The sequence below is a fragment of the Nonomuraea sp. WAC 01424 genome (genome assembly GCF_003947315.1).
GTDB classification, from domain to species: domain Bacteria; phylum Actinomycetota; class Actinomycetes; order Streptosporangiales; family Streptosporangiaceae; genus Nonomuraea; species Nonomuraea spiralis.
The window spans coordinates 1-12,763 of record NZ_QHHZ01000044.1; the positions used below are offsets into that span (position 1 = coordinate 1).

Annotated in this window: 15 protein-coding genes; 9 read left to right on the forward strand and 6 right to left on the reverse strand. The window is 66.7% G+C overall.

Annotation, left to right across the window (positions count from 1 at the left end; all coding sequences use genetic code 11):
* Positions 1 to 121: 121 nt before the first annotated feature.
* Entirely contained in the window at positions 122 to 874 is a 753-nt protein-coding gene (locus DMB42_RS54610; RefSeq protein ID WP_221762762.1) for a phosphotransferase family protein, read from the reverse strand.
* 103 nt (positions 875 to 977) lie between these two features.
* Between DMB42_RS54610 and DMB42_RS55895 the strand changes: the two genes are divergently transcribed.
* Both DMB42_RS55895 and DMB42_RS52505 read left to right on the forward strand, forming a co-directional pair.
* Positions 978 to 1,106 (forward strand): hypothetical protein, encoded by a 129-nt coding sequence (locus tag DMB42_RS55895; protein ID WP_260478457.1) that lies wholly within the window; start codon positions 978 to 980, stop codon positions 1,104 to 1,106.
* Positions 1,103 to 1,429 (forward strand): hypothetical protein, encoded by a 327-nt coding sequence (locus DMB42_RS52505; protein ID WP_221762763.1) that lies wholly within the window; start codon positions 1,103 to 1,105, stop codon positions 1,427 to 1,429. Before DMB42_RS55895 ends, DMB42_RS52505 begins: the two co-directional genes overlap by 4 nt.
* 177 nt (positions 1,430 to 1,606) lie before the next feature.
* Here DMB42_RS52505 and DMB42_RS52510 read toward each other — a convergent pair whose 3' ends face one another.
* The 3 genes from DMB42_RS52510 to DMB42_RS52520 all read right to left on the reverse strand — a co-directional run bounded on the left by DMB42_RS52510 (position 1,607) and on the right by DMB42_RS52520 (position 3,215).
* Complete coding sequence (locus tag DMB42_RS52510; RefSeq protein WP_125649854.1) at positions 1,607 to 1,876, reverse strand: hypothetical protein; 270 nt, start codon at positions 1,874 to 1,876, stop codon at positions 1,607 to 1,609.
* Positions 1,877 to 1,886: 10 nt separating this feature from the next.
* On the reverse strand, positions 1,887 to 2,210 hold the full coding sequence (locus DMB42_RS52515) for a hypothetical protein (RefSeq protein WP_125649857.1): 324 nt from the start codon (positions 2,208 to 2,210) through the stop codon (positions 1,887 to 1,889).
* 504 nt (positions 2,211 to 2,714) lie between these two features.
* A complete protein-coding gene (locus DMB42_RS52520; protein ID WP_125649860.1) occupies positions 2,715 to 3,215 on the reverse strand; it encodes a hypothetical protein in 501 nt (166 codons plus the stop codon).
* 1,544 nt (positions 3,216 to 4,759) lie between these two features.
* Between DMB42_RS52520 and DMB42_RS52525 the strand changes: the two genes are divergently transcribed.
* The 4 genes from DMB42_RS52525 to DMB42_RS52540 all read left to right on the forward strand — a co-directional run bounded on the left by DMB42_RS52525 (position 4,760) and on the right by DMB42_RS52540 (position 8,368).
* The gene (locus DMB42_RS52525; protein WP_125649863.1) at positions 4,760 to 5,245 is read left to right on the forward strand and encodes an SRPBCC domain-containing protein; all 486 of its coding nucleotides are present in this window, start codon (positions 4,760 to 4,762) and stop codon (positions 5,243 to 5,245) included.
* A 754-nt stretch (positions 5,246 to 5,999) separates the two neighbouring features.
* Entirely contained in the window at positions 6,000 to 6,827 is an 828-nt protein-coding gene (locus DMB42_RS52530) for a MarR family winged helix-turn-helix transcriptional regulator (RefSeq protein WP_221762764.1), read from the forward strand.
* A 273-nt stretch (positions 6,828 to 7,100) separates the two neighbouring features.
* Positions 7,101 to 8,015, forward strand: a complete 915-nt coding sequence (locus tag DMB42_RS52535) for a ketopantoate reductase family protein (protein WP_125649866.1) — start codon at positions 7,101 to 7,103, stop codon at positions 8,013 to 8,015.
* Positions 8,012 to 8,368, forward strand: coding sequence for a helix-turn-helix transcriptional regulator (locus DMB42_RS52540; protein ID WP_125649870.1), 357 nt, complete (start codon positions 8,012 to 8,014; stop codon positions 8,366 to 8,368). Before DMB42_RS52535 ends, DMB42_RS52540 begins: the two co-directional genes overlap by 4 nt.
* Positions 8,369 to 8,530: 162 nt before the next feature.
* Here the strand turns inward: DMB42_RS52540 and DMB42_RS52545 are convergent, their stop codons facing one another.
* Complete coding sequence (locus DMB42_RS52545; RefSeq protein WP_125649873.1) at positions 8,531 to 9,823, reverse strand: FAD-dependent monooxygenase; 1,293 nt, start codon at positions 9,821 to 9,823, stop codon at positions 8,531 to 8,533.
* A gap of 71 nt (positions 9,824 to 9,894) precedes the next feature.
* On the opposite strand from DMB42_RS52545, the gene DMB42_RS52550 reads away from it, so the two are divergent.
* Positions 9,895 to 10,473 (forward strand): TetR/AcrR family transcriptional regulator C-terminal domain-containing protein, encoded by a 579-nt coding sequence (locus DMB42_RS52550; RefSeq protein WP_125649876.1) that lies wholly within the window; start codon positions 9,895 to 9,897, stop codon positions 10,471 to 10,473.
* A gap of 103 nt (positions 10,474 to 10,576) precedes the next feature.
* Here DMB42_RS52550 and DMB42_RS52555 read toward each other — a convergent pair whose 3' ends face one another.
* Positions 10,577 to 10,813 (reverse strand): hypothetical protein, encoded by a 237-nt coding sequence (locus DMB42_RS52555; protein ID WP_125649879.1) that lies wholly within the window; start codon positions 10,811 to 10,813, stop codon positions 10,577 to 10,579.
* A gap of 72 nt (positions 10,814 to 10,885) precedes the next feature.
* On the opposite strand from DMB42_RS52555, the gene DMB42_RS52560 reads away from it, so the two are divergent.
* Both DMB42_RS52560 and DMB42_RS52565 read left to right on the forward strand, forming a co-directional pair.
* Positions 10,886 to 11,143: a hypothetical protein gene (locus DMB42_RS52560; RefSeq protein ID WP_125649882.1), complete on the forward strand. Its 258-nt coding sequence runs from the start codon at positions 10,886 to 10,888 to the stop codon at positions 11,141 to 11,143.
* Positions 11,144 to 11,344: 201 nt separating this feature from the next.
* On the forward strand, positions 11,345 to 12,115 hold the full coding sequence (locus DMB42_RS52565) for a class I SAM-dependent methyltransferase (protein ID WP_125649885.1): 771 nt from the start codon (positions 11,345 to 11,347) through the stop codon (positions 12,113 to 12,115).
* Positions 12,116 to 12,763: the final 648 nt, after the last annotated feature.

Below are 12,763 nucleotides of genomic sequence, written 5' to 3' on the forward strand. Positions count from 1 at the left end.
CAACCCTTCGCGGAAAGCTCGCCGCTCGGCGGTCAGCCCGCCACCCTGCGCGTATCGCATGACGATGGCGTACCTCGGCGATCATCACCCGTCAGCTATCTGCGACACCACACTTTTAAGGTCAGTAACCGAGCCGGTCCAAAGCCCGTCCGACCGCTCGCATGAACGTACCGGGCGGATTTCTCGGCCCCTCATCCTTGAGCAGGAAGACCCACAGCAACGCGAAAAGCCTGCGGCATTCCAACAGCCTGAGTTCCTCAGCGGAATCGAGTTCGAAACTCACCTCTCTTTCCCCACGCACCCAGCACGACACGTGCTCGGCCATCTCCGCGACCTCGGTCGCCCGATCGCTGCGCCCTGACTCCTCGAAATCGACAATCCTGACGCGCGCGCCGTCCCACAGGAAGTTCGCCGTGTTGCCATCACTGGCCCCGAACACCGGCCGAACCCCACGCTCGCCCGGCTCCCACCCGGACAGCCACCGCGCGCCCTCTCTGACCGCCTGGTCCGCGAGCTCGTTCTTCGGCTGCCACCGCCCGGCCCACACGAGCAACTGATCTCTGAGCCGCTCCACCGGCCACAACCGCTCCGGTACCCGGTCGAGTACCTGGCGGGGCACGGCGCTGTGTAGTCGGTCCACCGCCTCCACCAGTTCTTTCTCCGGCACGGCAGACAGCAGCAAGAGTGGAGTGCCCTCGATGCGCGACATCACCACCAGATCGGTCCCGTACTCCACGGGTGAGGGCGCGAGCCCAGGCGCGTGCTCCGCCAGCAGTTGCAGCGCCCGCCATTCCCGCTCAGCGCCGCCAGGCTTGCCGTCGATGAAGCGTTTGCGCACCAGGTCGCCGTCGACCTGCACATCGTGGGTATGCATGAACGGATATTGAACCAGCCACAAGGGGACGGCGCGGTCTGAGCCGAGTATCGCCGCAGGAAATGGAAGGACGGTTCTGGAGTATGACAAGAAAGGCCCCAGTTTGACGGTCGGGTGTTCGGGACGGCGTGTCGGCTACGCCCGCTGCAGCACCGACGAACAGGACGTCACTGTCCACACCGAGCACCTGCTCGAACTCGGCGTCCCCGCCGACCGCGGCTTCTCGCGGTGACGAAGTTCGACCGGTTCGCCCACAACATGGCCGAGGCCAACGACATCCTCACCGGGCTGTCCGGCCCGCCGTGTCCTGTTCGGCCTGGACGCGTCCGTCTACGACTGGGAAGACCCGTTCCTGGCTTTGGGCGCCCGGTCGAGGCCAATCTCGGACACATCCGTACCCGGGAAGGCATGGCCCTGACCAAGAAGAACGGCAAGCCCAAGGGCAAGCAACCCAAACTGCCCGATCCCGCCCAACGCTCCATCCGCCGCTACGCCGGAGGTGAAGTCTCCCTGGCGGACCTGGCCGTGTCGGGCGGCCCTTCGGGTACGGCGTGACGTCGACGTCCCGGCCTGGACCTCGTGGGGCTTGATCGGCGGTCAGGTCGGGTTGCCCAGCCTCCTTGCTCGGCGGCTGCCGGCGTGTGGGCAGGGGGTCGCTGAGTCCGCCGGAGGTTTCCCGTGGTGCGGACCATCCGCGGCCCTCCTGAAGAGGAGGACCGCGGACTCTCATGCCTATCTCACCCAGAGCTCGTAGCTACCGTCGCCGTCTCCGTCACAGTGGTAGTCGGCGTAGCCGTCCCAGAAGACGGCTACGATTCCGGCTGCCTGGCAGGTGACCAGGTTGTCGTAGGTTCCGTAGTACCGCCAGCTGAGGATGCCCGCCTCGCTTGACGGCGCGATCGCGGTCACGGTGGCGTTTGAGGGCGCTGCCGTGGCGGGCGGTGCTGCCAGCAGGAGCATGCTTGCCGCGCCCACCAGCACCATGATCTTCTTGATGCTCATCGTGATTCTCCTAGTGGATCTCGGCGTAGTAGCTGGTGATGGGGGACCAGCCGCAACCCAGAGCGAGCTCTGCTCGGCCGTCGTTGGTGATGTTGGTCTGGGCGTCCCGCCACCAGGCCCACGCGCACTGCACGTGCAGGTCGGCGATGCCGGGTCCGGTGCAGAAGACGTGCACCCTGTTGTCGGAGCCGATGTAGGGGGCTTCGCAGGATCCCGACAGGGAGTCGGCTGCGCTCGCGGTGGAGACGGTGGAGGCGGAAGCTGTGGCCGACCCTCCGTACAGGGAGAGTCCGACGCTGCCCACCAGGGCGAGGGTGGCGAGAAGTCTGTTCATGATCTGAGCCCTTTCTGCGTGGTCTACACGGGATGGGAGCTCCATCCGTGATGAGTGCTCCCGCCCTCGAGCTCAGCTGCGCAATTGTTGATCACGGCTGCTCTCTCAGAAGCGGGATGAGTGGACGCCCTGATGTTGATCCGGCCGTGTTCCGAAGTCTGTCGTGCAAGCCGTCGGCCAATTGCTCGACATTCAATGCACGACTGCTCGTATGAAGTAGGTGTCGTTTAATGTCATGCCTGCCAGCAAGACGGCCAGGCGCCCGCGCTCGGCGTTGGTGGGGCTGTGCTCGCCGAGGTAGTGGGTGAGCAACCCCAAGAGCGTTGAGTCACCACCGACTAGCGTCGGTGGTGACTCAAGAAGGCCGCGCGGGGGACAGGCAGACTGGTCATGACGATGGCAGAACGCGCCGGCGCACCTTCGGTGACAGAAGCAAACTGCTGCACAGCCCACTCCCACCCCCGAAAGCCCGGCTCCCCGCCAGAAAGGGGGACACGAGGGCGATTAGGCCATCTTAGATAGATCTATGACTACGAAGCCGTTGATTCTGGATGATCCGGATCGCAGCATTTGCTCTGTTTTGGAATCCAACTGCACTTTAAGGGAGCGAAGTCGACTTATGGGGCCAATTGACAGGGCTACTTGCTCCCATCTCGGAGACATCATCTGAATCAAATTCGGCCCTGTTCCTCTGTCTCGCCATCCTTGCTGCAGCAAACGGTTGTGTGCGACTTCCAGTGCCTCATCGGAGGTCGCTGTACCGACATCCAGCAATACGATGTCCACGACTTGAACTGTACCGTCATATGTGAGCTCGGCATTGGCCTGTGCCAGCGTCTCGCCGATTTCACGAACTTGATCGATGGCGGCCGTTTCCACCTCTAACCAGTTGGGGAACCACTGAGTTCCGCATCCTGAAAGAGCGAACAGTATGGACAACGCCAGCGATGTGCACTTGAGGACATTGATCATCGTCCTTGGGTGAACCGTCTTGTCGAGATTCACGCTTTGGCTCCTAAGTCTGAATCAACAACCGCCATTGTGATGTAGAGCCAGTGCTCTTTGGCGGCGGACTTCACCAGTCTCTCGCGTCCGCAGTCGTGCAAGAGCGAAAGCCGAGATGCCTACGGATTCAACTGTTCGGGGTGAACCGGCGCAGGGTGTAGAGGGGCTCCGGGTCCAACAGGCGGTCCCGCAGCCGGTGCATGCCGATCCGCTCGCGCAGCCTGCCCCATCTCATCGTCTGGCATCGGCAGGATGGTCTCCACCACCAGCTGCCAGGCCTCGAGCAGTCCTCGTCGGTCTCGGACTACCGACAGACGTGATCTACATTGTAAAGGCGTCGGGTTGGTGAACATTGATCACTCATTAATCAATTAGCGGAACGGGCTTCGCCCGTACTCACTCACCAAAAAGACCGGGCACCTCGTGGGTGCGGGGAGGGCCTCGTGCAGCGGATGCAAGAAACGGTTCCCCCGGAGCGGCATGAGCCGCTAGCGGCACGTTGGGCTTCAGGGGGTGACCCTGGCGTGTGCGGCGAGTGTGGTGTTGATGGGCCGATCGTGGTGCGGGAGTGTCGGTCGATCTGGGCAGGTTCTGGCGGGATGGGTGTCCCGCTATGCCGCCGTGATCGTGTCGGATGGGGTGATCGGGCCTGCGGGCCGAGTGGCGGCTGCGGAGTCGGGGTTGGGGTCGGAGGCCGGATGGCCGGCGCCGAGCGCGTACGGCGGGGTGCGGGAGGTGTTGCCCGGGCCGAGGCGTTCGGCGATGGCGCTGTCGTGGAAGGTGTCGGTCTGCCGCGGATCCGGGCCAAGGGCGGGCGCAGGTGGAGGGCTGGTCTATGCGTTCGTTTCGGGTGGTTCGGTTGGCTTGTGGTGTGGGGGTTGGCTTGGTGTCGCCCGCGGCTGGTCGGATCGTTGCAAGGGCTGGATGGAGACCCTAGCGAGGGGTGTGACCGGGCTGCCGGGTCCGCCTGTTGCTGGTGGGGTTGTGTCCGGGGTGGCGGTGGGTGGTTCCCGTGCCGTAGAAGGTGGTGGGTTCACCGCCTCGCTTCCCGCTGTCCGTGGTTGCTGCGGCCTCTTGTTCTTTGGCGGTACCGGATCTTCCTTGGGGAGGGCTGCGGTCTGCCAGAGAGGGGGGGATCCGCCTCTCCGGGGCCTGGCGGGGAGGCGCCGCTGCTAGACCTTGATGCAACCGGCTGCTTGCCATACTATAGCAACCGATTGGTTGCTATGCGCTGGAGGCTGTGATGGCATTCCCCGACTGGATCGAGCGGAGCGTGGAGCTCACGAGCCCTCCTGAGCTGGTGCGGGTCGCGCTCACCACATCCGAAGGCCGGTCGTCCCAGTTCGAGGAAAGGGTGGCAATCGACCTGCGACCCGGCGGAGCCGCCCAGATGACAGTCAGGAGCGGGCTCGCTGTTGACATGCGGGTCGAACGGGCCGAGGGAACCGGTGGTGTACGGGTTCACCTGGCGGCTCCCCGACCTTGACGGGCCTGCCCCTGTTCCGCGCCACAACAACCAGCATTCGAACTGAAAGGACCTACCCATGACAAGCACTGCGGACTACCAGACGACTGTACGGGTGAAAGCCTCTCCTGACGTCCTCTTCGACGCGCTCACCACCATCACAGGGCTCGCGGCATGGTGGAACCCGGCGACCGGGTCCGGAGCGACCGGCGGCGAGCTCCAGTTCCTCATGAACGCCCCCGAGCCACTCGTGATCCACGTCGAGGAGGCGAGTCGGCCGACGTCGGTGCGATGGACCGTCATCGACTGCCCCTTCCTGCCTGACTGGGTCGGCACCAGGCCCACGTTCACCATCATCCCGGTCGACGGCGACATATCTGAGCTCGTCTTCCGCCACCGAGGTCTGAGTGAGGACCTGGAGTGCTTCGGCATGTGCAGCCGCAGCTGGCGGCACTACATGACGAGTCTGCGCGACTACCTGGAGGTTGGCGGTGGAAGCCCGTTCGGAAGCCCCGCAGACGACGCCCGCCGACAAGCACAGGCAACCGGTACGTCCATCCGTTAGGAGGCCCTCGCCGCGGCCCCGGCTCAGCCGGTGTTCGAGCTTCTCAGCGGCATCTCCGGACAAGGGAGTCTTGATCACTGCTCGAACGCCGGCAGAGGATGCACGATGCCAGCGATGCGCCACGTCGTCGAGGAGACGACAGAGCCACTACCACCCACGACTTCATGACCTGACCAGCGCAGGGTGACGGTGCTGGGCGTGGACGACTTCGCCACCCGCCGCGGTACCGTCGCTCACTCGTCGCCCCGACATCAACGTGATCTGCCGCGACCAGGCCGGCGCCTATGTGGAGCGGACGGTCGCCCGCCACCGCCCATCCGCGGCCTGACCTCACAACGACAGCATCATCGCGGCCGAGGGGCTCCACCTGGTTCGCCGACCGCACCCGTGCCAAGCACGCCCGCATCCATGAGCTCAAAGCAACTGGGCCACAGGCTGCGCAGCATCGCGCGCCAGCTCAGCATGCCCCGGTGCGTGTCGCGGCAGCTTCCGCTGGTCCAGGCTCATCGGCGTACGTCCGGAGCAAACGGATGGACGACATGACCTGTGGCGAGCACGGGCCGAGCCTGGACCAGACGGCAAGCAGACCGCGGCAACCGAGTCCGAGTGACACCGACGCTGCCCGGCAGAATCGGGCCGGAAATTATCGACCGGAGTTGTCGTATCCGGGCCGCGTCGTTCGTAGCCAGGGTGAACGGTCGCCCGCGAGGGCGCTGTCACGACCAGTTGTCACGACCGAGGAAGATGCCGAGCGATGCAGCAGCACCCACAGGGCAAGATCCACCGCATGTTCGAGCTCGTCGAGCCGATCGCCACCGTCACCTTCTCCGAGGTGGTGAACGAGGCGTTCCTGGCCGTCGGCATGCGCAACTACTGGGACGGATACTTCGCAGGCCGGGCCGCACCGCTGGGGCTGGTACCGGCCGCGGTCGTACACGCGGTCTTCTACAACTTCGCCGACGGCGAGGTGGCGCGCCACATCCCCTGGGTGTGGGGAAAGATCACCCCGCAGGAGGCGATCGCCGTGCGTGAACGTGGCAGCTCCGCAGCCCTGCGGCAGCTGATCGGGGAGCTCGCCGGCTCGCCCGGTCTGGTGCGGACCCCGGCCCTCGCCACCCGGGCGGCGGTCAGCGCGCCGACCGAGGGGCGACCACTGTACGCCGGGCTGCGGGCGCTCGACGTGCCCGAGGAGCCGGTGGCCAGGCTCTGGCATGCGGCGACGCTGCTGCGGGAGCACCGCGGGGACGGCCACAACGCCGCCCTCCTCGCCCACGGCATCGGCGGCACCGAGGCCCATGTCCTCATGGCTGTTTCCCTAGGAATGAGGGCGGAGGAGTTCGGCCGGATCCACCACCTGCCCAAGGCGCGGCTGACCGCCGTGGTCGACGGGCTGCGCGGGCGTGGCCTCGTGGACGCCGCCGGCGGGTTCACCGACGCCGGCCGGGAGACCAGGCAGCGGATCGAGGCGCTCACCGATGAGCTGGCCGTGCCGGCGTACGACGTGCTCAGTGTGGACGAGCTCGCCGGGCTGGCCGCGGAGCTCGAGCCGATCGCCGCTGCGGTACGGGCCTTCGAGAGTTGAGCGGGCGCGTCAAGCTGTCGGCCTCCCCGAACCGGACATCCTGTGCCGCCTGGCCGACGACGGCGTGTCGGTCACCGAGCCCGCCCCGCACGCTCAGAATCGCGTCGATCGTGTCCTGCTTGACCGGAACCTGTGGATCGTGGGCAGCGGGGCTGCTGGCCGACCGCGGGACGGGGTCGGGGAAACCTGATCGAAGGGGGCGCACGCGGACACCGGCAGCGTCTGCCATGATGATGCTCCATACATCCAAATATTTAGATCTATGGAGCACAGATGTCGAAGGTGCTGATTGTCGGGGCCGGGGCGTTGGGGCAGGTGTTCGGGGCGTGGCTGGCCGCGGCCGGGGCTCAGGTCAGCTATCTCGTGAGGCCGGGCCGGGAGGGCTGGGAGGGGGCGTCGCTGTACCGGCTCCGGTGGGGGCGGGCTCCGGTGAGGGAGCGGATCGTGCCGTACGAGGTGATCAGCGAGCCGCCCCGCGTACGGTGGGACATGGTGTGGCTCTGCGTGGACTCGCCCGCGTTGCGCGGCGAGTGGACGAATGCGCTGCGCGCGGTGACCGGAACGGCCACGGTGGTCACCATCGGGCAGGATCCGGGCGATCTGCGCACCCTTGCCCGTGTTTGGCCGCAGGGGCAGATCGTCCAGGTGACCCCGATGCTGCTCGCCTACCAGGCGCCGCTGGACCGGGAGGTTCCCGGGCCGGGGGTGGCGTACTGGGTGCCGCCGGGTTCGGCGACGGGCGTCACCGGAGCGCGCGCCCCGCAGGTCGTCGCCGCGCTCCGGGCCGGTGGCGTACGAGCCAGGCAGGTGACGCGGGCCGGCACGGGGGAGCTCACCGCCGCCCGGATGATCCCCTACATCGCCGAGCTGGAGTCCTCCGGCTGGCGGCTGCCCGCGTCGAGCAGGGGGTTGCGGCGCGCCGCCGCGGCCGTCCGAGAGGCCGTCGCCGTGGTCTCCGCCCAGTACGGGCTGCGTGCTTCCCTCCCCGTTCCGTCCTGGGCGGTGGGCCTGGGGTTGCGCGTGCTGCCGTGGCTGCTCCCCTTCGACCTGCGGCGCTACCTGGAGACGCATTTCACGAAGGTGAGCGCGCAGACGCGGATGATGCTGGACGGCTGGATCGCCGAAGGCGCCGCCAGGGCGCTGCCGGTCGGCCGGCTGTCCGCCGTGCGCGACAGGCTGCCGGCATGAGCGGCTCGATCGACGCCCGGGACGTCCTCGCGCTGTTCGCGCGGACCCGGCCGCTGTTCACCGCCCTGGGGGACGAGCGCAGGCAGGAGATCGTCGTCCACCTCCTGGAGTCGGCGGCCCCGCGCAGCGTCGGCGACATCGCCGCGCACCTGGAGCTGTCCCAGCCCGCGACCTCCCACCATCTCAAGATCCTGCGCGACGCGGGTCTGCTGACGGTGCGCCGCAAGGGCACCCTGCGCCTGTACGACCTCAACGCCGCGGCCTATCCGGATCTCCTGACCCCGATGGGCGACCTCATCACGTTGATCATCTCCTGCGCGTCCGATCTAGGGGAACAGCCGAACGACCGGTAGCGGCACGCGCCGTGCGGTACGGCAGGACGAGAAGCTGCGCGGAAGTTTGAGGCTCGTCCGGCGGCGCCGCCGTCACCGATGAGGCCATGCTGTCCACTGTCTTTGGCATCGCGATCCAACGCCGTGAACACGGCGCTACGCCAGCCGGGAGATCTGGCGTTATCACAGGTCAGAAGCGGCTTCGTTGAAAATTTCTGCCTTGTTGTCGGGATCCCTGATCGGCGTCGGGTTCTCGGGGAGTTGCCAGCTGCCGCCGCGGTCCTCCTTTGAGAAGCGCGCGGCGAGGTCGGGAAGGTGCAGGAAGCAGGCCAGTGCGGTGGCGGCCTGGAAGGCGTCGATCGCACGCTGGGTCATCGGCATGCCCAGGCGCAGGAGACGCGGATTCACCTCGCCCTGGATCTTGTCGACGAAGGGCCGCAGCACGCTGTCGTAGTTCGCCAGTGCGGTCGGCAGGTCGTCCGGGTGCCGGTTGATCTCGCCGGCCAGGACGTAGGCGCCCACCAGGCCGCCGGAGATGCCCATGCCGCTGTAGGGGGAGGCGCAGTGGGCGGCGTCGCCGGCCAGGACCACGCGGCCCTTGGACCAGGTGCCGGTACGGACCTGGACGATCTCCTGAGAGTAGAAGAAGGGGCTCGTCCGCATGCCGTCGATGAAGCGCTCGCTCTGCCAGCCCGCGTCGCGGAACCTGCCCGCCCAGAACTTCTGTTGGTGTTCGACGGGTTCCCGGTGGATCGCCGAGGCTTCCTCGGATTCCTCCCGCATCACGAAGTACACCTGGGTCTCGGTCGGGTTGTGGCTGCGGCGCATGATCTGACGGCCGCCCGGGACCATGTAGGTGTCCCGGATGTTGCTGTCGGACGCGATGCGCGGGACGAACCAGTAGGCCATGTGGATGCCGACCCGCCAGTACGGGTCGCAGCCCGCGGGGAGGATCGCCCTCCGAATGCGTGATCCCTGGCCGTCCGCGCCGACCAGGAGATCGAACTCGCCACAGGACCCGTCGGAGAAGTGTGCGACGACCTTCAGTTCGTCCTGTTCGAAGCCGTCCACGCTCACGCCGAAGACGTACTCGGCGTCGTCCTTCGAGGCGTCGTGCAGGATGCGTACCAGATCGCCGCGCATGATCTCGTACTCGGAGGTGAGGGTCTGCCGGCCCTGGCCGGAGGTGTTGGCCATGATCGTCGCCTTGGTCCTGCCGCGCTCGTCGACGAAGGCGACGCCCGCCTCGTCCACCAGCTTGCCGCGGACGGCGTCAAGAAGCCCCATCCGTTCGACGGCCTCGATGCCCTGTCCCCGAAGGTCGACCTGCGCCCCGGTGGCCCGTAGGGCCGGGAAGCGTTCGACGACGGTCACCCTGTGGCCGCCCCGCGTGAGCCAGAAAGCCAGCGCCTGGCCCGCTATCCCGCCGCCGGTGACAAGGACCCGCAGGGGGCGCGCTCCCGATCGGTTGGCCATATCTCATCCCCAAAAATCTATCAGTGAATGATTCCTCTCCAGAGTCATCTATCAGTGATAGATTTGTCAACGTGACCAAGGTGAACCGCGAGATCGTCGTCTCCGAAGCACTCGACCTGCTCGACGAGGTCGGGCTGGACACGGTCAGTACGCGGCGGCTGGCGAAGCGGCTGGGCGTCGAACAGCCCTCCCTCTACTGGTACTTCCGTACCAAGAAGGACCTTCTCGCCGCCATGGCGGAGGCGGCGATGGCACCGCATGCGTCCGCTCGGCTGCCGACGCCCGACGACGACTGGCACGACTGGTTCCTGGACAACACGCGAAGCTTCCGGCGTACCCTGCTGATGCGCAGGGACGGCGCACGCCTCCACGCGGGCAGCGCCCCCGCCAACGACCTCGACCGGATCCGCCGCAAGATGGACTTCCTGATCAGCTCCGGAGTGCCCGAGCGGGACGCCCAGATGGCGATGCTGGCCGCCGGTCGGTTCACGGTCGGCAGCGTCCTGGAGGAACAGGCGGAACAGGCGGACGCCGGCTCGGATCGACCGGCGGACATGCCTGTGATCGACCACGAGTCGGCGTTCGAGGCCGGCCTGACACTCATCCTGGACGGCCTGGTGCACCGCACCGCAACGCTGAACGTCCAATGAACCCGTGCGATCGGGGGATTTGAGGACCGGGTCGTCTTCGAGGAAGACCCGGGCACCTCCAACCCCTTCATGTCGTACGGCTGTGGCGTGGTCTGCCGCGAGGTCAGCGGCCGGTGGGCAGGGTCAGGCCGCCGTTGACCTCGATCACCTGGCCGGTCATGAACGCGTTGGTGGTGGCCGGCAGCGCCACCTGGGCCACGTCCTCGGCCTGGCCGACCCTGCCGACCGGCAGCGCGGCCCGCGCCGAGGAGGCGGTGATCAGGGTGACCGAGCTGTTCTCGGCCAGCCTGGCCGGCCGGCGCGCCGAACAGGTAGGGCCGAACAGGTAGGACAGTGCCACGGCGGTGCCGCCGTCGGCGACGGTCTCCCGTTCGCCTCAATCGGCTCCGAACAGCTTGGCCGCCTCGCGTCCGTGCTGCTGGTTGTCGGTCACGTACGGGCGGATCTGCCGCTCGTAGGCGGCGAAGGCGGCGGCGTGGTCGCCGCCGGCCCCGGCCAGCCGCGGGGCGAGGGCGTGCCGATGATCGCTCCACCCGGGGCCGGCGTCGCTGCCGCCATGCAGACCAGCAACCAGTTGGACGCTTTCGTGGTCGACCGAGACGGCAGGCTCTGCGTGTCGTGGGTGGTTGGCGCCGGTAACTGGAACGGACCCTACGGGCTGCCGAGCTGAGGCAGTTATCCAGTGTCCGGCTGAACCGTCAGGCAAGTATGGCAAGTGGCCTTCCGCGAGCTTGCCTGACGGGTTATCTGGGGTTTGTCGGGTAAGTAGGTCACGTCAGGAGACGGTCTGGGAAGCGCCCGAAGCTCTGGGGCTCCTGGGTCGAAAGCATCACTGCTGTCCGGCGGAACAGGTCTACATATTCTGGGCATCGTGATCACACCGCATACGCCTGGGGAACCTCGTCCCGTTCAAGGAGGCGCCTTCTACGACGCGCCGCAGGTCGCGGACCGCTACCTGCGGCACCGCCACAGCGGGGTGCACAGTCCCAACCACGTCATGGAGGAACCAGCACTTCTTGACGAACTGGGGCTGGTCGCCGGCCTCCGCGTGCTGGACCTCGGTTGCGGGGACGCCGCCATCGGCCGCACCCTGCTCGCCTCTGGCTGTCGTAGTTACCTCGGCATCGACGGCTCCACCGAGATGACGCGAGCGGCCAAGGCCACCCTCGCAGGAACCCCGGGCCGCGTGGAAAGGATGGACATCGAGAGGTTCTCCGCCCCACCGCGCACCTTCGATCTGATCATCTCCCGCTTGGCACTGCATTACGTCGACGATCTCGACGCCGTCCTGGCGGGCTGCCGGCGCTGTCTATCACCAGGCGGACGACTGCTGATCACGGTCGTACACCCTGTCATCACCTCCCACGAAGCTCGCCGGAGCACAGAACAAGCACGCACCGACTGGGTCGTCGACGACTACTTCCACCCCGGAGCACGCCGGCGCGACTGGCTGGGCAACACCGTCACCTGGTATCATCGGACCATCGAGGACTACGTCACCGCCCTGACACGCGCACAGTTCGCCATCACCGCGCTGCGCGAATGCCCTCCTCGTCCTGATCGCTTTGCTGGCGACATGGCCGAACTCGCACGTCGCCGGCGCGTTCCGCTGTTCCTCCTCCTGGCGGGCTCACGAGCCTGAGCCACAGGGTTCCATGAAGGCATCAATGGTTGCGACGTTGTTCTGGCGCCCCTACCTGACTGATCTTCACAACGACTAGAGGGCCTGGGAAGACCCTCAGCGACCTGCGGTGACCCGCTCCGAACTGGCTCCAGCCCGCAGGCCGGGGCTGCGATCGATCGCAGCCCCGGCTGGCCTGCTTGCCTTACGTGCCCGACAAGATCAGCTCTCTTTGACCTGCGAGAAGAGGCTAACTACCCCAGATAACCATGGGGCCGCCCCATCCCATGTTTGGTACCACCAGCACACAAGAAGGATGTTCTGCAGTGTGCGCCCGATGGGCACGTGCCGATGACGCTCGAACGCTGCTCATCTAGGCCGGAGGGCTCGGTTGTAATCTACGTTGCAAAGGCGTCGGTTTGGATGTCGCACACCGTGCACCACTGCAATCAATTCGGAACGGGCTTCGTCCGTACTCTCTCACCAAAAACAGGGCCGGGCTCGCACGAGGGCCGCAGCCAGCCTCGAACGGACGGAGCCGCTAGGAGCTGTTTCTTAGATCTGCTGACTGATCGTGTCTAGGCCGTCACGATGGGCCTATGGGTCGAGGTGACTTAACCAACGCGGAGTGGGAGCGGCTCAAGCCGCTGCTGCCCGAAGGTGGCCGGC